Source organism: Roseibaca sp. Y0-43, from assembly GCF_020667835.1.
Lineage (GTDB): Bacteria > Pseudomonadota > Alphaproteobacteria > Rhodobacterales > Rhodobacteraceae > Roseinatronobacter.
Genome location: NZ_JAFMPR010000001.1, coordinates 233,109 through 252,372, shown reverse-complemented (window position 1 = coordinate 252,372; position 19,264 = coordinate 233,109). Strand labels below are relative to the sequence as shown.

Genomic DNA, 19,264 nt, shown 5'->3' with positions numbered 1-19,264 from the left:
TTGGACACGTTCGGGTGCTGGATTTCAAGGCATTTGTCGCCCGGCCCGGTTACGCGCGGGCGCGAGCGGTGCGTCAGGCATTGTTGATGCGCCGCAACTCCCACCCGCGATGCGACCTTGACGGCGTAACGTGGAGCCCCGTCTACCCGGCATGGCGCGATTTCAGTTGGGACATGTTCCAAGGCTCTGCCACCGAGGGCGCACCAAAGAAATAACCTTGCAGGCAATCAACCCCCATCTCGACCAGCAGCCGCGCGTCTTCCGCCGTTTCGACGGATTCCGCGACCGTGAACATGTCGAAATGCTGCGCGATCGAGACAAGCGCCTGTGTCAGTACCTGGTTGTCGGGGTTCTGGCTGATCCCTCGGATAAACTCACCATCTATCTTGATGATGTCGAAATAGAAATCCTTCAGGTAGCGAAATGCGGTGTAGCCCGCGCCGAAATCGTCCAGCGCGAAACAAATGCCGCGCTCCTGCATATCGGCCATGAAGTCGACCACCAGATCCGGCATCTCGATCGCCGAGGATTCGGTGATTTCAAGGATCAGCCGTTCACCGATGGTCGGGTCGCCCCGCAGCCCGCGCTCCAGCGTTGTCAGCCATTCCGGATAGCCGATGGACCGCGCCGACATGTTGATCGACAACCTGATACCGGGTTCCGCTGCCAGCGTGGCCAGCCCCATCTCCAAGGCAAGACAGTCGATCCGCCGCCCCAGTTCGCGCGCTTCGATGGCATGGATGAAATCGCGCGCCGGAATGACCCGGCCGGTCGGGTCCATGATGCGGATCAGCCCTTCGTAAAAGGCCGCACGTTTGGGCATTCGGGCCTGCACCACCGGTTGAAAGGCCAGCATGGCACGACGGTCCTGCAACGCATCGCGCACCAGAAGGATCGCGTCGCGTGTCGTTTCCTCGGCGGCTATGCTCAGCGGCGAGCTTTTCAGGGGCGTGTCATCGAATTGCATCTGCATCTCCGGCAAGTTCCCCCCTGTTGTTGCCGATAGCCCTTAATCGTGCGTTAAATCCGCAATGTTCGCTAAAAGTTTCTGCATTTTTCGTGCAATCGCACTCGGCGCGGCTTGATTGCCAAGCGCGCCCGGCTTGGCTATAGCCGGGGCGCTTGGATGCTGTTTTCGAAAGGGCCGCGCGCATGTCTGAAAAATCTGCAAACGCCATGTGGGGCGGGCGTTTTTCCGCCGGCCCGGATGCGATCATGGAGGCGATCAACGCCTCTATCGGCTATGACAAACGCCTTGCGCCGCAGGATATTGCAGGCTCTCGCGCCCATGCCGCCATGCTGGCCGCCAGCGGTATCCTGACCGAAGAGGACGCTAGCGCCATCGATCAAGGCCTGACGCAGGTTCTGGCAGAGATCGAGGCGGGAAATTTCGCCTTCTCGACCGCGCTGGAAGATATTCACATGAATGTCGAAGCGCGCCTGCGCGACATCATCGGCCCGGCTGCCGGGCGCCTGCACACCGCGCGCTCGCGCAACGACCAGGTGGCGGTCGATTTCCGCATGTGGGTGCGCGCGCAATGCGATGTCGCCATTGCGGGGCTGGATGCGCTGATGCGCGCCTTTCTGGCGCAGGCCGAAGCCGGGGCGGATTGGATCATGCCCGGTTTCACCCATCTGCAAACCGCGCAGCCGGTGACATGGGGCCACCATATGCTGGCCTATGTCGAGATGTTCGCCCGCGACAAGTCGCGCTTTGCCGACGCCCGCGCGCGCATGAACGAATGCCCCTTGGGCGCAGCCGCGCTGGCGGGCACGTCCTTCCCGATCGACCGTCATATGACGGCCAAGGCGCTGGGCTTCGATCGGCCCACGGCCAACTCGCTCGACAGTGTGTCGGACCGTGATTTCGCGCTGGAATACCTGTCGGCGGCCAGCATATGCGCCATGCACCTGTCGCGCTTTGCCGAAGAGCTGGTGATCTGGTCCTCGGCCCAGTTCCGTTTCGTGCGCATGTCGGACCGCTTTTCGACCGGGTCCAGCATCATGCCGCAAAAGCGCAACCCCGACGCGGCAGAGCTTCTGCGCGCGAAACTGGGGCGGATCATGGGGGCGACGGTGGCCTTGTTCACCATCATGAAGGGGCTGCCGCTGACCTACTCAAAGGACATGCAGGAAGACAAGGAACAGGTCTTTGACGCGGCTGACAATTTGGCACTGGGTCTGGCCGCGATGGAAGGCATGGTCAGCGACCTGACCGCCAACCGCCCCGCGCTTGAGGCCGCCGCATCCTCGGGCTTTTCCACCGCGACCGATCTGGCCGACTGGCTGGTGCGTGAATTAAACCTGCCCTTCCGCGATGCGCATCATGTAACCGGCAGCCTGGTCAAACTGGCCGAGGACAAGGGCTGCGACCTGCCGGACCTAAGTTTGGACGAGATGCAGAAAGTGCATGGCGAAATCACCGACGCGGTCTATTCTGTGCTGGGCGTGCACAACTCGGTTGCCAGCCGCACCAGCTACGGCGGCACCGCTCCCGATAATGTGCGCGCGCAAATCGCCCGCTGGAAAGAGGTGCTGGGATGAAATACGCAGCCTTGGCTTTCGCGCTGATATTGGCCGCATGCGGCGCGGACGGCCTGCCCACGGCATCCGAGCGGTCGACGCCGGGGCTGGATGTGTCGGGAGAGGTCATCATCGGGGTGCAAACGGAGCTATGACGCCGCTTCGCCTGATCTTTCTTGCGCTGGCCATCTGGGGCGCGATCCATCCCATGTATTGGTTCGTGACCTGGTTTCAGGAAAACGGCTGGTCGATCATGGCCATGGTCGATGCGTGGCATGTCAATGCCGCGACCTCTGGCCTTGTCTGGGATCTGACCATCGCCGCCGTGGCGCTGACGATCTTCGTGATTGCAGAGTGTGTCGCGCGAAAACGCTATATCGGCTTGATCGCCATCCCCGCGACCTTCTGCATCGGGGTCTCTTGCGGGTTGCCGCTTTACCTGTTCCTGCGTTCGAAACCCGACTAAGCCGCTTATCTTCCGAAATTCTCCTGCCCGAGGCGTCGGCCAATCGCCAGACGCGCCCGCGCCAGACTGAAAGCCCGACCCATGGACCATTTCCTGTATCGTGACGGTGTGTTGCACGCCGAAGACGTGGCCTTGACCGATATTGCGCAAGCGGTCGGCACGCCGTTCTACGTCTATTCCACCGCCACGCTGACACGCCACTTCCGCCTGTTCCAAGAGGCGCTGGCGGGCACCGATCATTTGGTCTGTTTCGCGGTCAAGGCGCTGTCGAACGTGGCCGTGCTGCGCGTGCTGGCGCGGCTGGGCGCGGGCATGGACGTGGTGTCGGGCGGCGAATACCGGCGGGCAAAGGCGGCGGGCGTGCCGGGAGAGCGGATCGTCTTTTCCGGTGTCGGCAAAACCCGCGAGGAGATGGCGCTGGTGCTGACGGGCGGCGTGCGCCAGATCAATGTCGAATCTCTGGAAGAGTTGCGGGTTCTGTCCGAGGTCGCGGCCTCTCTCGGGGCAACCGCGCCCATCGCGCTGCGCGTGAACCCGGATGTGGACGCAAAAACGCATGAGAAAATCGCCACGGGCCGGAAAGAAGACAAATTCGGCGTGCCGATTTCCCGCGCGCGAGAGATTTACGCCGAAGCGGCCACGCTTCCCGGCATTCAGGTCGTGGGCGTCGATGTGCATATCGGCAGCCAGTTGACCGACCTTGCGCCCTTTGAAATGGCGTTCACCAAGATTGCTGACCTCACGCGCGAATTGCGCGCGGATGGTCACAACATCACCCGGCTGGACCTGGGCGGCGGCTTGGGCATTCCCTATACGCGGTCGAACGAAACACCGCCTTTGCCCAGCGATTACGGCGCGATGATCCGGCGCGTCCTTGACGATCTGGATGTCGAGATCGAGATTGAACCGGGCAGGTTGATCGCGGGCAATGCGGGCATTCTCGTGGCCTCTGTCATCTATACCAAGGCGGGAGAGGGGCGGGATTTCCTGATCCTCGATGCCGCGATGAACGACCTTGTGCGCCCGGCCATGTATGGCGCGCATCATGACATCGTGCCGGTGCTGGAACCCGCCACTGCCATCGACCAGCGCCCGGTCGATATTGTCGGCCCCGTCTGCGAATCGGGTGACACATTCGCCAAGGCGCGGCCCATGCCGCCGCTGGATGCGGGCGCGCTGGTCGCGTTCCGCTCGGCGGGCGCATATGGCGCGGTCATGTCCTCCGAATACAACACCCGCCCCCTGATCCCCGAAGTTCTGGTCGATGGCGATCAATTCGCGGTCATCCGGGCACGTCCAAGCTTTGACGAAATCCTTGCACGCGATACATTGCCCTCATGGCTGGCAGACTGACCGGCCCGCAAGCGAGGGTGCATGGCGCTGGGCAAAGGCGAAAACCGGGAACTTGACCGCGCGTTGCGCGGAACGCTTCTGTGGCTTTGGGCCGAGCGCGGCGCGCGCGCCTTCTGGCCGTTCCTGACGGTATCGCTGGCGCTGTGGTCGGCCCTTGCCTTTGGTGTTCAAGACATTCTGCCGCCGCTGTGGACCACCGGTTTCGGCATCGGTAGCCTTGCCGCCGTTCTGGCCAGCCTGATCTGGGGCGCGTGGCGGCTGGATGTGCCGCGCCACGCAGATGCGGTGCGCCGGTTGGATCAGACGCTTCCGGGGCGTCCGCTATCGGGCGTGGCCGATCATGTCGCGGTCGGGGTCGACGATCCGGGCAGTCAGGCGCTTTGGGCCGCGCATATCGCACGCCTGTCGCGGGTTCTGGCACAAGCGCGCAGCGTGCCGGGCGATTTGCGTCTGGCGCGGTTCGACCGCTACGGGCTGCGCTACATGGCCGCCACGGCGGCAGCGGTTGCGGTGCTGTTCGCCGCCCCCTCGCGCGTGACGGAACTGGGCGAGATGGCGCAGCTTCCGGGCCGTGCAGAGGCGATCGCGCTTGGGCCGTCATGGGAGGCATGGGTGCAGCCGCCCGATTACACGGGCCGCCCCAGCCTGTATCTGAACGAGGTGGACCGCCCCCGGCTGGAGCTGCCACAGGGCAGCCTTGTGACCATCCGTTTCTACGGCCAGCCCGGTGTCATGAGCGTGGTTGAAAGCCTGTCAGGCCGTCCCGAAGGCGACCCCGCCGACATGGCGCAGGATTTCACCGTTGAAACCTCTGGCCGCCTGTCTGTGCGCGGCCCGGGCGGGCGCGACTGGGAAATCACCGCGCTGACAGATGCGGCCCCCAGCATCACGCTGGCCGGTGCACCCGTGCGCGAACAGGGCGGTTTGATGCGGCAAGATTACGCCGCGCAGGATGATTACGCGGTCACGGGCGGGCAGATCACCGTCGCGCTGGACTTGGCCGAAGTGGACCGCCGTTTTGGTCTGGCGACAGACCCGGAACCCCGTGACGCCTTGGAAATTCCGCTGCCATTGCCCGTCTCTGGCGCGCGCGACCAGATCGAAGACGCGTTCATCGAAGACTTCTCTCAGCACCCATGGGCCAACCTGCCGGTAGTGCTCAGCATGGCGGTCGAAGATGCGCGCGGCCAGATCGGCGAAAGCGATGCTGCTCATGTCGTGCTGCCGGGACGGCGGTTTTTCGACCCGATGGCGGCCTCTGTCATTGAATTGCGCCGTGATCTTCTTTGGTCGCGCGAAAACGGCGCGCGCAGCCTGCAACTGATGCGGGCCGTATCGCATCGCGCGTCCGACGCGTTCCGCTCGACCGAAGCCTTGGCGCGGTTCATGGAAACCCGCGACCTGCTGCAAGCCAGCCTGACTGATGGCGGGCTGGATGCTGCGACCCGCGACGACATCGCCCAGCGCCTGTGGGATCTGGCGATCTTGTTGGAAGAAGGCGAATTGGCCGATGCCCGCGCCCGTCTGGAACGCGCGCAGGAACGGCTGGACGAAGCCATGCGCAACGGTGCCGACTCGTCCGAGATTCAGGAATTGATGGACGAGATGCGCGAGGCCATGCGCGACTACATGCAGCAATTGGCCGAACAACCCCGCGAGCGCGGCGAACCGCAGCCGGGCGGCGAGCGGATGGAGGTCACGCAAGACCAGATCCAGCAATTGATGGATCGCATTCAGGAACTGATGGAAGAAGGCCGCATGGATGAAGCGGCCGAGCTGATGGCACAGCTCAACGCGCTTCTGGAAAACCTGCAAGTGACCGAAGGGCAGGGCGGCGACGGCCCACCCATGCCGGGGGCCGAGGCGATGGAAGGGCTGGGCGAGGCACTGCGCGAGCAGCAAGACCTAGCCGATGACACGTTCGGCCAGTTGCAGGACGAGTTCCGCAATGGCGGGCAGGGCCAAGGTCAGCAACAGCAAGGCCAAGGTCAGGAAGGAGAGCCGCGCGAGGGCCAAGAGGGGCAAGGAGAGCCGCAAGAGGGCCAAGGCCAAGGTGCGGGCGGCGACGATCTGGCAGAGCGTCAGCGCGAATTGGCGGATGCGTTGCGCGAGCAGCAGTTGCAGCCGCTGCCCGGCGAAGGGATGCCCGAAGGGGATGCCGCGCTCGACGCGCTTGAACGCGCCCAGCGTGCCATGGAAGAGGCCGCCGAAGCGCTGGAACAGGGCGAGACCGGCGAAGCGCTCAGCCGTCAGGCCGACGCGATGGAAGCCATGCGCGACGGTCTGCGCGCCATGAACGAAGCGCAGGCGCAGGACCAGCGCGAGGCGGGCGAGGGCGAGCAAGCCACCGAGACCGGCAATGCCGATGGCCGCGACCCGCTTGGCCGCGCCCGCAACCAAGGCGGCGAGGTTGGCACGGAACAGAACATGCTGGCGGAGAACGATGTCTATGAACGCGCCCGCGACCTGCTGGAAGAACTGCGCCGTCGCTCTGCCGAACTGGACCGCCCGGAAGAAGAACTGGACTACCTGCGCCGCTTGCTGGATCGGTTCTGACCGGCACGGCCCGTCACAGGTCTGTTTCTTATTGCAATCAAGCTTCTGGCGCTAGTTCCGCTGTATCGGGTGCCTGTTGCGGTGCCACTGGCAAGCCAAGGAAGCTGGCATGATCGTCCTGATCCTGGGAAGCGGCCCCAATGTTGTCGCCTGTCGCAGCTGGCCGCGCGCGCCGTTCGACCGCATCGTGACAATCAACAACGCTTGGGCGGTGCGCCCCGATTGGGATTATCTGGCCTTCCCGGATGATTTCCCGCCCGAACGGATGCCGCCCTTGCGACAACCCGGCCAGCAGCTTGTGCCCTCTGACGCCTATGTGCCCGAAAACAACCGCTTCGGCGGGATCATCTACGCGGGTGCGACCATGGCGTTCAGCGCAGGCTATTGGGCGTTGGGCGCGCTCAGGCCCAAGGTGATCGCCTATTTGGGCTGCGACATGGTCTATTCGGTGGGGGCCAGCCATTTCTACGGCCAAGGCAGCCCCGACCCGCTGCGCCCTGACCCGACCTTGCAGAACCTGCGCGCGAAATCCGCCCGGCTGGAACTGATTGCCGCGCGCGCGGGCTGCGCTGTGGTCAACCTTTCGACCAGTGAAAGCCGCCTGACCTGCCCGCGCGCAACGCCTGCCGATGTGGCGAAGGCCACGCCCTTGCCGGACGTGGCACCAGCCATGGCCGATGTCTTGGCCGCAGAGCGCGACTTGGGGGCGTTTTGCGCCTCTGGCCGGTATTGGCAGGGCGCGCCGCTGGATGCCAAGGCGCTGGCGCGGATTGATGCGCTATGGCTGGACGCGCATCACGCGGCCAGAAGTGCTGCCTCGCCCGCGTTCAGGCAGCGGCGCACGGTCGGGCCATAGCTTTGGGGCGCATCCACGACATGGGGCATGACCGCGCGCAAGGCACCGCGATGCTGGCGCAGCATCTCGGGCGCGGCCAGACCAGGATGGAAGCTTTCGCAAGGCAGGCCATTGGCGAACAGGATCTGGTGGTCTTCCAGCAGCAGATGCACATAAACCACGCCATGCAGCGCCAGATCGGGTGCGATGCTGCGGTAATCCAACAGGTCGGCGGCGCGCACCAGAACCTCGTCGCTGCCATATAGCGCCTGTGCGCGCTGACCCGATACCAGAACCCGGTGTTCGGGTGAGATGCGCAGATCCTCCTCTGGCACCGACCCTAGCGCCCCGCGCCGCAGCCGGATCGGGCGCAGATGCGGGTAGCGGCGCAGCGCAAGGCCCGACAGCGTGCTGCGCCCGGCCCAGACAACGGGTTTCGGGCCATTGTCGCGCGTCAGCACCATGTCGCCTTCGCGAATGCTGTCGATGGGTTTGGGGCCGTCGGGCGTGCCGATCACGGTGTCCGATGCAAAGCAGATCACCGACTGCGCCAGCGGCGGCGCAAGCGCATCCAGCCGCGACTGCACCAGCCAAAGCGACTGGCCCGGCGGGGGCAACCCGTCGGTGAACACCGCGAGCCAGCCCGACCCTTGCGCCACAAGGCGCAGGCTGTAGCTGCGGGTGCCATCGGTCAAGAGCAAGCCCCCCGCGGGGGCCATGCTGCCGTCATCCTCGGGGCGGTCGGGATAGGCCAGCCCGGTCAGCTTCTCGGCCATGGCGCGGGCGCGCATTTGCTTCAGGCCGGGCGCATGATGCAGTTTCAAAAGCTGGCTGCCGCCGTCCAGTCGCAGCGCGCTGCCGCGCCAGCGCAGCTCTGCGCCGATCCGCAGCCAATGCGGGTCCAGCCCCGTGACGCCATCGCTTTCGACATAATCCCAGTCCACGGCGAAAACGCCGTCCAGTCCCACTCGACCTGCCATATCTGCCTCTGCTCTGCCGCTGTTTGGCGCGACTTTTGCGAAAGCGTAGCAGCAGAACCGGCAAAAAACCAGCGATTTGGCTAGTTTAGCCCCAAGTTGCGCGCGATCATCGCCGCCTGTGTCCGATTGGTCGCGCCCAGACGGCGGTAGAGCGTTTTGACATGCAGCTTGATGGTCGGCTCGCTCAGGTTCAGGCTTCGGGCGATTTCCTTGTTGGTTTGCCCGTCGCAAAGCGCCGCCAGAACCTGCGTTTCGCGCGGTGTCAGGGACAGGGCACTTGCTTCGGTCGGCAGGCCGACCGTCGCCCCTTGCCCGGAGAGATAGCTTAGAACATCGTCAACCGGCAAGAAGCGCTCGCCCGCGACCATGAAGCGGATGGCGTTCAGAAGCGACCGGGCGGGGATGGATTTCTGCAAGAACCCCTGCGCCCCCAACCGCATGGCTTGCAGTGCAACGCCCATATCGGCATTTCCCGAGATCAGCGCGGCCGGCGGTGTGCCGGGGCGTTCCAGCAGGCGTTTCAAGCCGTCCAGCCCGTTCACGCCGGGCATGGTGTAATCCAGCAGGATCAGGTCAAACGCCTCGCCCTTATCGAGCAGCGCAATCGCCGCGTTCAGGTCGCCCACGGTGCATATGTCGATCCCGTCCTGCTGTTGCAGGAAGCTGCCAAGAGTGTCGCGCAGCAATTCATGATCGTCCGCTATCAAAAGGCGCATGGCGGGGCATCCGGCTTGTTCAGATATGCCGCTGAGACCTTAATTTGGCGGCAAGGAGAACAGAAATCAGAACGCTGGCAGAAATTGGCTTACGTAAGGTCGCAACGAACTCATCTTGCACAGATTTCGTTGCAAAATGCAACTCACTGTTGCCGGTCATCAGGATTATCGGCAAATCTTCGCGTTGGCCGTGCATTTTCCTCGCCAGGTCCACGCCGGTGCTGTCGCCCATGTCGAAATCGGTGACGACCAGATCCCAGTCGCGCGGGGCTTGGGTGATCGCGTCGAGCGCGTCTTCGGGGTCGGCGCAGCTTGCCACTTCTGCCCCGGCGCGCACCAACAGCCCCGACATGGTTTGCAAGAGCGCGTCATCATTATCGACCAGCAGGATATTGGTATCGGCCAGCGGCGTGTCCGATTTGGCTGCTTCGCTGGTCTCCAGGCTGTGGCACGGCCAAAACACCCGCATCCTTGTACCGCCCGTGGCATTGCTGACGACCTGCAAGGCCGCGCCGCGCGACTGGACGATGTCGGCAACCACGGTCAGGCCTAAACCGGCCCCGGCATCGCCCTTGGTGCTGAGGTAAGGGGTAAAGATCGCGCCGCGCAGAGCCGGGTCGATCCCGTCGCCAGTATCGGCCACGTCGATCGTGACATACTCGACCCCCGCCAGCAATGCGCCAATGTCAGGCGCGACGGGCCAGTTGACCGGCGCACAGGGTCGTGCCCGCACGCTTAGCACGGCCGGGGCGCTGGCGTCATGGTCCAGCCTTTGGCGGCAGGCATCGCGGGCATTCAGCAACAGGTTGAGCACGACCTGCATCACCTCCATGCGGTCGCCATGCACGAATAACCCGCTATCGGCGAAATCCAGCTCCAGCCGGATTGCCCCGTCCAGACTTGGGTGCAGCAGGTCCGCCGCGGCCCGCAGGATCGGCTCCAGCGGTTGCGTGATCGCGCTGGGCCGCGCGCTTTCCAGACGTGTCAGACCCCGCGCCAGCGCGCGCGCTTCCCGCGTCGCGGCACGGATGCGGTCGATCGTCTCTTTGGCGTCGTCGCGGACCTGCCCGGCCAGCGTTTCGACAGAGGCAGAGATGGTGGCCAGAACATTGGCGAAATCATGCGCCATGCCGGCAGCGAGTTGCGCGCCAAGCTGCTGGCTTTGGGCGCGTTGCAGCCGTTCGCGCAGCCGGGCCTGTTCCTGTTCGGCCTTCTTGCGCTCTGTCACGTTGCGCACGATTGCAAGCGTCGAGGTGTCGTCCTGAACGCTGAGCGTGATCGCGAAATGATTCAGGCCGCCCTCTTGCGCGGGCCGGGTGAATTCGCCCTCCCACGTGCCGGTCGACAGCAGGATCGGGAGGATGCTGGTCATCTGTTCTGCCAGGTCCGGCGGGGTCAGGTCGGTCCATAAAAGCGTTTCCACACGGGTATCTTCGGGCACGTTCAGGTAGCTGCGCAGGCTGTTGTTCATGTAGGACATCCGCCCGTTCGGGCGGATGATGGCCATGCCCTCGTGGCTGGCGCTCATGACATGGCTGCGCTCGTGCAACAGGCGCGCCTCGGCCTGTTTGTGGCTGGTCGTGTCAGAGGCGATGACCATGTAGCCCTCGATCTCGCCTTCGGCATCGCGCAGGGGCTGCACGTTCAGATCCAGCCAATATTCCGCCCCGTCCCGCGTTTGCGCGCGCACCTCGCGGGCAATGGAATGGCCGCTATCCAGGGTCTGGCATAGCTCTGTCACAAGATCGGGCGAGGCTTGCCCCAGATGCAACACCTCGCTTGGGCGCAGCCCTTCGGCTTGCGCTTGCGAATAGCCGGTGCGGGACAGCGCCGCGGGGTTCATCCAGCGTATCCGGCGTTCCGCATCGGTCAGCATGATAAGGTTGCTCGCCTGCTCTGCGATCTGCACAAGCTGGCGCACCCGCCGGTTCTGAAGCTGAGCATCGGTCACGTCACGCACGACGAACAGGTAGCCATGGCCCTTGCCCGGCGCTTTCAGATCGCGGGTCGTGGCATAAAGCGAATACCATTTCCGGCCGGCAGGGGTGTCGACCCAGTAGCTATGCGACTGCGACCAGCCGAACAGATCGACCTCGCGCATGGCCTTGCGCACGATACTGGCCAGATGCGGCGGCAACACGCGCTCGGGCGGCTGCCCGATCACTTCCTGCGGCGCTGCTGCGAAGGTCAGCGGCGTGCTTTGGTGAAAGCCCACGATCACGCCGTCATGATCGGTTTCCACCAATAGCTCGGGCAGGGCGGCCACCGCGGCGCTAAGCTGCGCGCGCACACGCGCCAGCTCTGTTTCCTGCCGTCGCTGCTGGCCTTCGGATAGCGCCAGCGCGCGCAGCATCCCGACCTGTGCGGCGAAGCCACGCATCATGTTGTCTTCGGCGGCGGTAAAGATGCGCGGCCCCTTGGTGAAATCCAGCCCGACAAAGCCGATGATCTCGCCATTGCGCCAGAACGGCGCGGCGATCAGGGCCGTGATGTCCTGGTCCTCCAGGACCTGGCGCAATTCGCTGCCCTGGATCAGCGCGCTGACATCGCCAATCTGAAGCGAGCCGCGTTCGCGGAAACGCTCCCAGAACAGCGCGCCGGATTCGAATGGCACATGTTGCAGCGTGTCCCGCATCGCGGCAATGTCGTCGGCGCACCATTCATGCGTGTTGCGGATAAAGACCGTGTCGAGTGTTTCGAACACATAGGCGCGATCCGCGCCCAAGGCCGCCCCGACACTGGCCAGCGCCGCATGGATGGCGCGGTCGCTGTCAGAGGGGGCCGCGCGCTGCAAATCCCGGCTGGTTTGGGCGAAAACCCTTGTCAGCGCCGCCAGCCCCTTGCGCGTGATCGCGGGAACCGGATAGGGGCGCGTTGTCTGGCGGGATACTGGCATGATCGGGTAGAGTATTGGAAAATACAGCCAGCTTAACGGGGCTTACGGCCCGTGTCACGCAAGCATAACTTGCAACTTTGTCCAATCCCCGCCGGTGTCTGGCATTCGCCCCCTCGCGGCATTATACTTGCGCCAACCGACTGGAGGCTAGTTTGGAAGACACGTTTCTCGGCACCACGACCGCAGATGGCATTCGCCTGCACCGCCCCGAAGACTTCGACGGGATGCGCAAGGCGGGCGCGCTTGCGGCGCGTATCCTAGATGACATGGTCGAGCATGTGTATCCGGGGCAGCGCACCGGCGAAATCGACCGGCTGATCGAAGAGCGGGTCAAGGCGGCGGGCGCGACATCGGCGACGATCGGCTATCGCGGCTACAAGCACGCAAGCTGCATTTCGGTCAATCATGTCGTGTGCCACGGCATTCCCGGTGCGGGCGTGCCGATGGGCAAGGACGAAACCATCTCGCGCGATCTGGACAAGCGCCGCCCCGATGACGTGCTGCGCGATGGCGACATTCTGAATATCGACGTGACCGTCATCGTGGATGGCTGGTTTGGCGATACCTCGCGCATGTATGTCGCGGGCACCCTGAAACCGCGCGCCGAAAAGCTGATCCAGGTCACCTATGACGCGCTGATGTTGGGCATCGAAGCCGTGCGCCCCGGCAATACCTTTGGCGACATTGGCAACGCCATTCAGGCCTATGTCGAAAGCCAGCGCATGTCGGTGGTGCGCGATTTCTGTGGGCACGGTCTGGGGCAGGTGTTTCACGCGCCGCCCAATGTGCTGCATTACGGCCGTGCGGGGCGTGGCCCGGTGCTGGAGCCGGGCATGTTCTTTACCATCGAACCCATGGTGAACCTTGGCAAGCCCGACACGCGCGTGCTGTCGGATGACTGGACGGCGGTGACACGCGACAAGTCACTCTCGGCACAGTTTGAACACTCTGTCGGCGTGACCGAAACCGGGGTCGAGATATTTACAAGCTCTCCGGCTGGGCGGTTTCATCCGACATGGCGGGCGGCACAGCGGTAAGCAGTGCGTTCACCACGCCGCCCAACAGCACGACATAGGCCGACAGGTAGAACCACATCAGCAGGGCGACGACCGCCCCGATGGAGCCATACACCTCGTTATAGCTGCCGAAATTCCCGATATAGAGCGAGAACCCGGCAGAGGCTGCGACCCAGAGCACAAGCGCCGTCAGCAGCCCCGGCCACAGCCGCGATTTGGGGCGGTTGGGGCCGATGCGGTAGAACACCCAAAGCCACAGCGCGATCATCCCCAGCGCCACGCCCCAGCGCCCGACGAGTGCCAGCCAGCCCGCCAAGCCGCCCAAGGGGAAAAAGGCCAGCACCACCGGCAGCACCAGTATGGCCAGAAGCGCCACGATCCCGGCCAGCACCATGCCCAGCGTGATGACCAGCACCGCACCCGCCTGTGCAACCCCGGAACGTTTGCGCCCGCCATAGACCGCGTTCAACCCTTTCAGCAGCGCATCCACGCCCCGGCGTGCCAGAAACAGCGCAACCGTCACCGACAGAAGCGTGGTCACACCCAGCGCGCCTTCGCCTGCCCAGACCAGCCGGGTGACTTGATTGGTCAGCAGCACATGCGCGGCAGGTGGCATGAGGTCGGCCATCAGCGCCAATTGGTCCTGAATGACCAGCGGATCGGCGAATAGCCCGAAAATGGCGATCAACGCCGCCAACCCCGGAAAGACGGCCAGCAGAGCGAAAAACGCAACGCCCGCCGCGATCAGCCCGATATTGCGCTGGTCACTGACGCGGTGCAGGTTCCATAGGAACCGCGCGCTATCGCGGAGCGCCGTCAAATAGCCAGATCGTCAAGCGATTTGCCCGCGGCCAGCGCATCGACCACCCAAAGCGGCTTGCGCCCGCGCCCGGTCCATGTCTGGGAGGGGTCGGCGGGGTTAGCATATTTCGGTGCGACCTTGGCGCGGGGTTTTGTCACACCCATTTCCACGATCTGCGCCAATGAGAAGCCGCGCTCGCGCAAAAGCGCCTCTGCCTCGGCGGCGGCAGCTTTCAACTCGCGCTCTTCATAAGTGTCGATGGCTTTCGCCACATCCTTTTGCAGCTTTTTCAACTCTGCCAGTGAGAGCGTTTCTAGGTCGATCATGGCACTATCCCTAATATCGGCTTTTCCTGCATGTGCTTTATTTCTGCGCATTATGCAAGAAAAATCTAACTTAATTATAGCGTGCCCATGTCTCCAGAATATAGCAGCTTGTCATCAAATCCAGATGCGCGCCGCCACCATTTTTGCAAATGGTTATCGCATCTGGCGAGGGGCGTGAAAAGCTGCCATCTGCGACACCATAAAAATCGGCCAGAATGTCGGCACGCTCAATTACACCCTGTTCCAGCGGAATTTTCAGCTCACCGATATGGTCCAGCGTGGTATCGAAACTATCGACGAACAGCGCTGCGCGTTTCATCGCGGTGTCATCGGCCTCTCGCATATCGGGGCGAAAAGCGCCGATCAGGTCGATATGCTGACCGGGGCGCAACCAGTCGCCGCGCAGCAGCGGCTCGGTGCTCATGGTGGCACTACATACTATGTCGGCCTGTGAAACGGCCGCTTGCAAATCGTTACTGGCAACGCAATGCGGCAGGCTTTGCGCCATCTCAATCGCGGCTTGGGGGCTGCGGTTCCAGATGGTGAATTGCGCTTCGGGAAACAGCGAAGAATAGGCTTCGTACATACTGCGTGATACCGCGCCCGCACCCAAGAGCGTGATCTTGCGGCTGTCAGAGCGCGCCAGTTTGCTGGCCGCAAACAAACTGTCACCCGCGGTTTTCCACTTGGTCAACAGGTGAAAATCGACCATCGCCGCCAATTCGCCGGTCCTGTCCGAAAACAAGGCCGCCGCACCGTTTACATTGGGAACACCCTGCGCCGCGTTTTCGGGAAAGATGGTCGCGGTTTTGACCAGCGAGCCAAGGCCGTCAATCCAAGCCGCGCGCGATAAAAGCGTGTCTTTCCCGCGATAGAGGAAACTGTCGGTGATGCTGGCCTTGGGCAGCTTATGCCCTTCCTCTAACGCGGAGAGAAGGGCGATCCAGTCAAGCCGTGGCTCTATATCAGGACCGATGAAAATTGGGGTCATGCCGCACCTTTACACGTTTCGCGTGCCGCTTGTTCAAAAAGCTCAAACAGGAATTGCATAAACTGGGTGACTGCAATTCCTGTTTGGCGTCTTGGTTTTATCGCGCCAAGGCCTCTGCATGAAAGGCGACATGCGCGCCTGCGAAGGTCGAAACGAAGAAATAGCTGTGATCGTAGCCCTTCTGCATTCGGAAACTTCCGGGCTGGCGCGTGGCGGCCATGGCATTCGCCAAGACTTCGGGGCGCAGCAGGTGCAAGAACTGGTCCGACGCGCCTTGGTCGATCAGAAGCTCTCCGTCGAAGCCGCCGTTTTGCATGAGCAGGGTTGAATCATGCGCAGCCCATGCCGCTTCGTCCGCGCCCAGATAGGCCGTCAGTTGTTTGCGCCCCCAATCGCTTGCGGTGGGGTTGGCAATCGGCGCGAAGGCAGAGGCAGAGGCAAACCGCCCCTTCAACCGCATTGCCATGGTCAATGCGCCATGCCCGCCCATGGAATGCCCGGTAATGGCTTGGCGATCCTCTTCCAGCGCGAAATTGGCAAACAGCACGCGGGGCAATTCGTCGGCGATATAATCCCACATGCGGAAATGCGGTGCCCATGGCGCTTGGGTTGCGTTCACATAGAACCCCGCGCCTTGGCCAAGGTCGTAAGCGTCATCATCGGCCACGTCCGGCCCGCGCGGGCTGGTATCGGGAAAGACCACGGCCAAACCATGCGCGGCGGCATGGGCCTGTAGCCCCGCCTTGGTCATGGCGTTTTCATGCGTGCAGGTCAGCCCCGACAGATACCACAGCAGCGGCACCGGGTGCAGCGCGGCCTCTGCCGGCAGGAACAGGCCAAAGGTCATGTCGCAGCCGGTCGCGCGCGATGGGTGCCGGTATACGCCCTGCACCCCGCCGAAACACCTGTTTTCCGAGATGGTTTCCATATTACTCTCCAAGGTCTAGAAGGTGCCGACCCATGCCACGACCAGCGGGATCGTGGCCATGCTGACAAGGGTCGAAACAAGAATGGTGGCCGAGACGCGCTGCGGCCCCGTGTTGTAATGCTGCGCCAAGATGAACACGTTGCCCGCCACGGGCAAGGACGCGCCCGCGATCAGCACGGCGCTGGCAATCGGGTCCAGCCGGAACACAACCAGCGCGAACACCGCCACCACCGCCGGGTGCAGCCCCAGCTTGACGAAGGTCAGCCAGGTGACAATGCCCAGGCGTTCGACCCGCTTGTCGGCCAACGAGGCGCCGATGGCAAACAGCGCGCCGGGCGTGGCGGCCGCCCCCAACAGCGTCAGCGTGTCATTCACCGGCGCGGGCAGCGTCAGCCCGGTGCTGGCCCATGTCAGCCCCAGCACCATGGCCACCACCATCGGGTTGCGCGCGACCGCGCCCAGCAGTTTCACGGGCAAGGCGCGGTCGATCTGGCCTTGGCGGGCGAGCGTTATCATCATGGTGAACAGCGACGAGAAGACGACCAGATCCACAGACAGGATAATCAGCATGAAGGGCACCGATTGCGGCCCCAACAGCAGCGCAAGCATGGGCAGACCCATGAAGCCGGTATTGCCGATGATCCCGCATTGCGCCTCTATCGTGGCCTCTGACAGGCTGGCGCGGCGCAGGAACGCGATGACCATGACCGCCAGATAAACCGTCAGGCAGGCCAGCAAATAGGCCGCGATCACGCGCGGTTGCCAGATTTCATGCAGTCCCAGATTGGCCGAAAACCCGAACAGCAGCGCCGACAGCGCGAAGTAAAAGACGAACTTGGTCAGGTAGCCCGTGGCCTCTGCCGGGAAAAAGCCAAACCGTGCCGCCCCAAGGCCAAGGCCGATCAGGGCGAAAAAGGGCAAGGTTTCCAGAAAGATCGTCAACATGTCCTGAACCTGTTAACATGCAGCTTGCGCCCTCGCTAGCGGAACCGCTTCCCTTGGGCGCTGCAAGCCCCTATCTGTGTAGCATGACAGCAGAACACATGACCGTGGCCGAAATCGGCATTCCGCAGGGGCGCAAGGTGCGCCAGGTGCTGGATGGCGCGCGCGCGGTCTTCGTGGTGCAGGGCTACGAGCGTGCCAGCATGGATGAAATCGCGCGCACGGCGGGCGTGTCGAAAGCCACGCTTTACAGCTATTTCAGCGACAAGCGCGAGTTGTTCACGGCCATGTATCGCGCCGAGATGCTGAAACTGGCCGAGTCTGCAGTGGAATTGACCGACAGCCAACTGCCGCCTGCGCGCGCGCTGCACGATGCGGGGCGGCGGATGCTGGATTACCTGACATCGGATTTCGCGCTGGCAATGTATCGCATTTGCGTGTCCGAGACCCCGCGCTTTCCCGAAATCGGCCGCGCCTTTTACGAAGGCGGGCCGGAACTGGGGCGTGCGTGTTTCGGCGCGTACCTGCGCGATGCGACGGCGCGCGGCGTGCTGCGGGTGGATGATATCGACCTTGCCGCCGACCAGTTCTTTCAACTGTGCCAGACCACGATCAGCGACCGGATGATCTGCGGGGTCCAGTATAGTTTCACCGATGCAGAGATCGAGCGCGTGTTGGACGGGGCAGTCGCCACGTTCATGGCGCGCTACGGGGTATAGCCTTCGAAGGTGATGTTCTGGGCGACGTGTCGCGCCTCGGCCTCTTGCGCGGGGCTGCGGATGGTCCAGCACAGCACGGGCAGGCCCGCGGCCTTCAGGCGCGCTACCTGCGGCATGTCCAGCGCCCGCCTGTCATGCGAGATGAAACACGCGCCGACCTCTGCCACCGCGTCGAGCGTTGCAAGCTCTGCCAGGCGTTCCTCTGGCACACCGGGCCAGTCTTCGGATGCGAAGGCGCAGGTGACAAGCCCGCGCGGCAGGTCGGGCGCAAGCCGTGCCATGGCCGCCATGCTGTAGGGGTTGAAGGACATGACCGCGACCGGGCCGGCATAATCGGCCAGCGCCTTGGCGGTATCCGCTTCCAGCCGTCCGTCTATGGGGCCAAGTATGTGGCTTTGGTCCTTCACCTCTATCAACAAGGGCACACGGCCCGCGACCAGTGCCAAAACCTCTCGCAGGGTGGGGATACGCTCGGACGTGTTGCGCAGGCGCAGCCGGGTCAACTCGGCCCGTGTGCGGAAGGCGACATCGCCCTTGGCGCGGGTCAATCGTTCCAGATGGGCGTCATGGAACACCATCGCCACGCCGTCGCGGCTGGCTTGCAGGTCGATCTCTATCGCGTACCCGGCTGACACAGCCGCCGCGATGGCCGCGCGCGAGTTTTCCGGCCCGGCACGCCCGTGCAACGCACGATGTGCGATCGGGCGTGTCAGGAAACCGGGGGGCAGGTCAGGCAATCTCGAATATGCCTTCGATTTCGACCGCCACGCCCAAGGGCAGGCTGGGCGCGCCCACGGCGGCGCGTGCGTGGCGGCCCGCTTCGCCAAAGACCGACACCATCAGGTCCGAGCAGCCATTCACGACCTTGGGCTGATCGGTGAAATCGGCGGTGCAATTCACGAAGCCCGTCAGCTTGACCACGCGCTTCACGCGGGTCAGATCGCCCCCGCAGGCCGCGCGCAACTGCGCGATCAGCGCAAGCCCACAGGCACGGGCGGCGTTCACGCCCTCTTCGACAGAGGTATCTGCCCCCAGTGTGCCGCAGATCAGCCCATCCGGCCCGCTGGAAATCTGGCCAGAGATGAACACCAACGGCCCGCTTTGCACAAACGGGACGTAATTCGCCGCAGGCGCGGGCGCGTCGGGCAGGGTCAGGCCAAGTTCGGCGATGCGGGCTTCGATGGCATTGGGCATGGGAACCTCCGGGCATATGCT

General features: G+C 63.6%; 19 protein-coding genes. 8 read left to right on the top strand and 11 right to left on the bottom strand.

Going from position 1 to position 19,264, the window contains the following annotated elements; genetic code table 11:
- Window positions 1-142: 142 nt before the first annotated feature.
- Window positions 143-973 (bottom strand): EAL domain-containing protein, encoded by an 831-nt coding sequence (locus J1C52_RS01235; protein ID WP_227426290.1) that lies wholly within the window; start codon window positions 971-973, stop codon window positions 143-145.
- Between the two features lie 179 nt (window positions 974-1,152).
- Here J1C52_RS01235 and argH point away from each other — a divergent pair, with 179 nt between their 5' ends.
- From argH to J1C52_RS01205, 6 genes are all read left to right on the top strand, one after another.
- On the top strand, window positions 1,153-2,544 hold the full coding sequence (gene argH / locus J1C52_RS01230; RefSeq protein WP_227426096.1) for an argininosuccinate lyase: 1,392 nt from the start codon (window positions 1,153-1,155) through the stop codon (window positions 2,542-2,544).
- Complete coding sequence (locus J1C52_RS01225) at window positions 2,541-2,678, top strand: hypothetical protein (protein WP_227426095.1); 138 nt, start codon at window positions 2,541-2,543, stop codon at window positions 2,676-2,678. Before argH ends, J1C52_RS01225 begins: the two co-directional genes overlap by 4 nt.
- On the top strand, window positions 2,675-2,989 hold the full coding sequence (locus tag J1C52_RS01220; RefSeq protein WP_227426094.1) for a DUF2834 domain-containing protein: 315 nt from the start codon (window positions 2,675-2,677) through the stop codon (window positions 2,987-2,989). The genes J1C52_RS01225 and J1C52_RS01220 overlap by 4 nt, the downstream gene beginning before the upstream one ends.
- A gap of 81 nt (window positions 2,990-3,070) precedes the next feature.
- Window positions 3,071-4,342, top strand: a complete 1,272-nt coding sequence (gene lysA, locus J1C52_RS01215) for a diaminopimelate decarboxylase (RefSeq protein WP_227426093.1) — start codon at window positions 3,071-3,073, stop codon at window positions 4,340-4,342.
- Window positions 4,343-4,363: 21 nt separating this feature from the next.
- Window positions 4,364-6,898, top strand: coding sequence for a DUF4175 domain-containing protein (locus tag J1C52_RS01210; RefSeq protein WP_227426092.1), 2,535 nt, complete (start codon window positions 4,364-4,366; stop codon window positions 6,896-6,898).
- A gap of 109 nt (window positions 6,899-7,007) precedes the next feature.
- Complete coding sequence (locus J1C52_RS01205; protein ID WP_227426091.1) at window positions 7,008-7,754, top strand: hypothetical protein; 747 nt, start codon at window positions 7,008-7,010, stop codon at window positions 7,752-7,754.
- Here the strand turns inward: J1C52_RS01205 and J1C52_RS01200 are convergent.
- The 3 genes from J1C52_RS01200 to J1C52_RS01190 form a co-directional block, all read right to left on the bottom strand.
- Window positions 7,694-8,713 (bottom strand): Hint domain-containing protein, encoded by a 1,020-nt coding sequence (locus tag J1C52_RS01200; RefSeq protein WP_227426090.1) that lies wholly within the window; start codon window positions 8,711-8,713, stop codon window positions 7,694-7,696. The two genes, J1C52_RS01205 and J1C52_RS01200, sit on opposite strands and share 61 nt — an antisense overlap.
- An 80-nt stretch (window positions 8,714-8,793) precedes the next feature.
- On the bottom strand, window positions 8,794-9,429 hold the full coding sequence (locus J1C52_RS01195; RefSeq protein WP_227426089.1) for a response regulator transcription factor: 636 nt from the start codon (window positions 9,427-9,429) through the stop codon (window positions 8,794-8,796).
- Window positions 9,430-9,448: 19 nt separating this feature from the next.
- Entirely contained in the window at window positions 9,449-12,325 is a 2,877-nt protein-coding gene (locus tag J1C52_RS01190) for a PAS domain-containing protein (RefSeq protein ID WP_227426088.1), read from the bottom strand.
- 152 nt (window positions 12,326-12,477) lie between these two features.
- Between J1C52_RS01190 and map the strand changes: the two genes are divergently transcribed.
- On the top strand, window positions 12,478-13,362 hold the full coding sequence (map, locus tag J1C52_RS01185) for a type I methionyl aminopeptidase (RefSeq protein WP_227426087.1): 885 nt from the start codon (window positions 12,478-12,480) through the stop codon (window positions 13,360-13,362).
- On the opposite strand, the gene J1C52_RS01180 is transcribed toward map, so the two are convergent.
- From J1C52_RS01180 to J1C52_RS01160, 5 genes are all read right to left on the bottom strand, one after another.
- Complete coding sequence (locus J1C52_RS01180; protein ID WP_227426086.1) at window positions 13,307-14,161, bottom strand: YihY/virulence factor BrkB family protein; 855 nt, start codon at window positions 14,159-14,161, stop codon at window positions 13,307-13,309. The two genes, map and J1C52_RS01180, sit on opposite strands and share 56 nt — an antisense overlap.
- Window positions 14,158-14,469 carry an H-NS family nucleoid-associated regulatory protein gene (locus J1C52_RS01175; RefSeq protein WP_227426085.1) on the bottom strand — a complete coding sequence of 104 codons (312 nt, stop codon included), beginning with the start codon at window positions 14,467-14,469 and terminating at the stop codon, window positions 14,158-14,160. Before J1C52_RS01175 ends, J1C52_RS01180 begins: the two co-directional genes overlap by 4 nt.
- A 70-nt stretch (window positions 14,470-14,539) precedes the next feature.
- The gene (locus tag J1C52_RS01170; RefSeq protein WP_227426084.1) at window positions 14,540-15,460 is read right to left on the bottom strand and encodes an ornithine cyclodeaminase family protein; all 921 of its coding nucleotides are present in this window, start codon (window positions 15,458-15,460) and stop codon (window positions 14,540-14,542) included.
- Between the two features lie 97 nt (window positions 15,461-15,557).
- A complete protein-coding gene (fghA, locus tag J1C52_RS01165; RefSeq protein WP_227426083.1) occupies window positions 15,558-16,388 on the bottom strand; it encodes an S-formylglutathione hydrolase in 831 nt (276 codons plus the stop codon).
- Window positions 16,389-16,403: 15 nt separating this feature from the next.
- Window positions 16,404-17,333, bottom strand: a complete 930-nt coding sequence (locus J1C52_RS01160; protein WP_227426082.1) for an AEC family transporter — start codon at window positions 17,331-17,333, stop codon at window positions 16,404-16,406.
- A gap of 98 nt (window positions 17,334-17,431) precedes the next feature.
- Between J1C52_RS01160 and J1C52_RS01155 the strand changes: the two genes are divergently transcribed.
- On the top strand, window positions 17,432-18,049 hold the full coding sequence (locus J1C52_RS01155) for a TetR/AcrR family transcriptional regulator (protein ID WP_227426081.1): 618 nt from the start codon (window positions 17,432-17,434) through the stop codon (window positions 18,047-18,049).
- Here J1C52_RS01155 and J1C52_RS01150 read toward each other — a convergent pair.
- Both J1C52_RS01150 and J1C52_RS01145 read right to left on the bottom strand, forming a co-directional pair.
- Window positions 18,037-18,786: a glycerophosphodiester phosphodiesterase family protein gene (locus J1C52_RS01150; RefSeq protein ID WP_227426080.1), complete on the bottom strand. Its 750-nt coding sequence runs from the start codon at window positions 18,784-18,786 to the stop codon at window positions 18,037-18,039. The two genes, J1C52_RS01155 and J1C52_RS01150, sit on opposite strands and share 13 nt — an antisense overlap.
- A complete protein-coding gene (locus tag J1C52_RS01145) occupies window positions 18,779-19,243 on the bottom strand; it encodes a RidA family protein (protein ID WP_227426079.1) in 465 nt (154 codons plus the stop codon). The genes J1C52_RS01150 and J1C52_RS01145 overlap by 8 nt, the downstream gene beginning before the upstream one ends.
- Window positions 19,244-19,264: the final 21 nt, after the last annotated feature.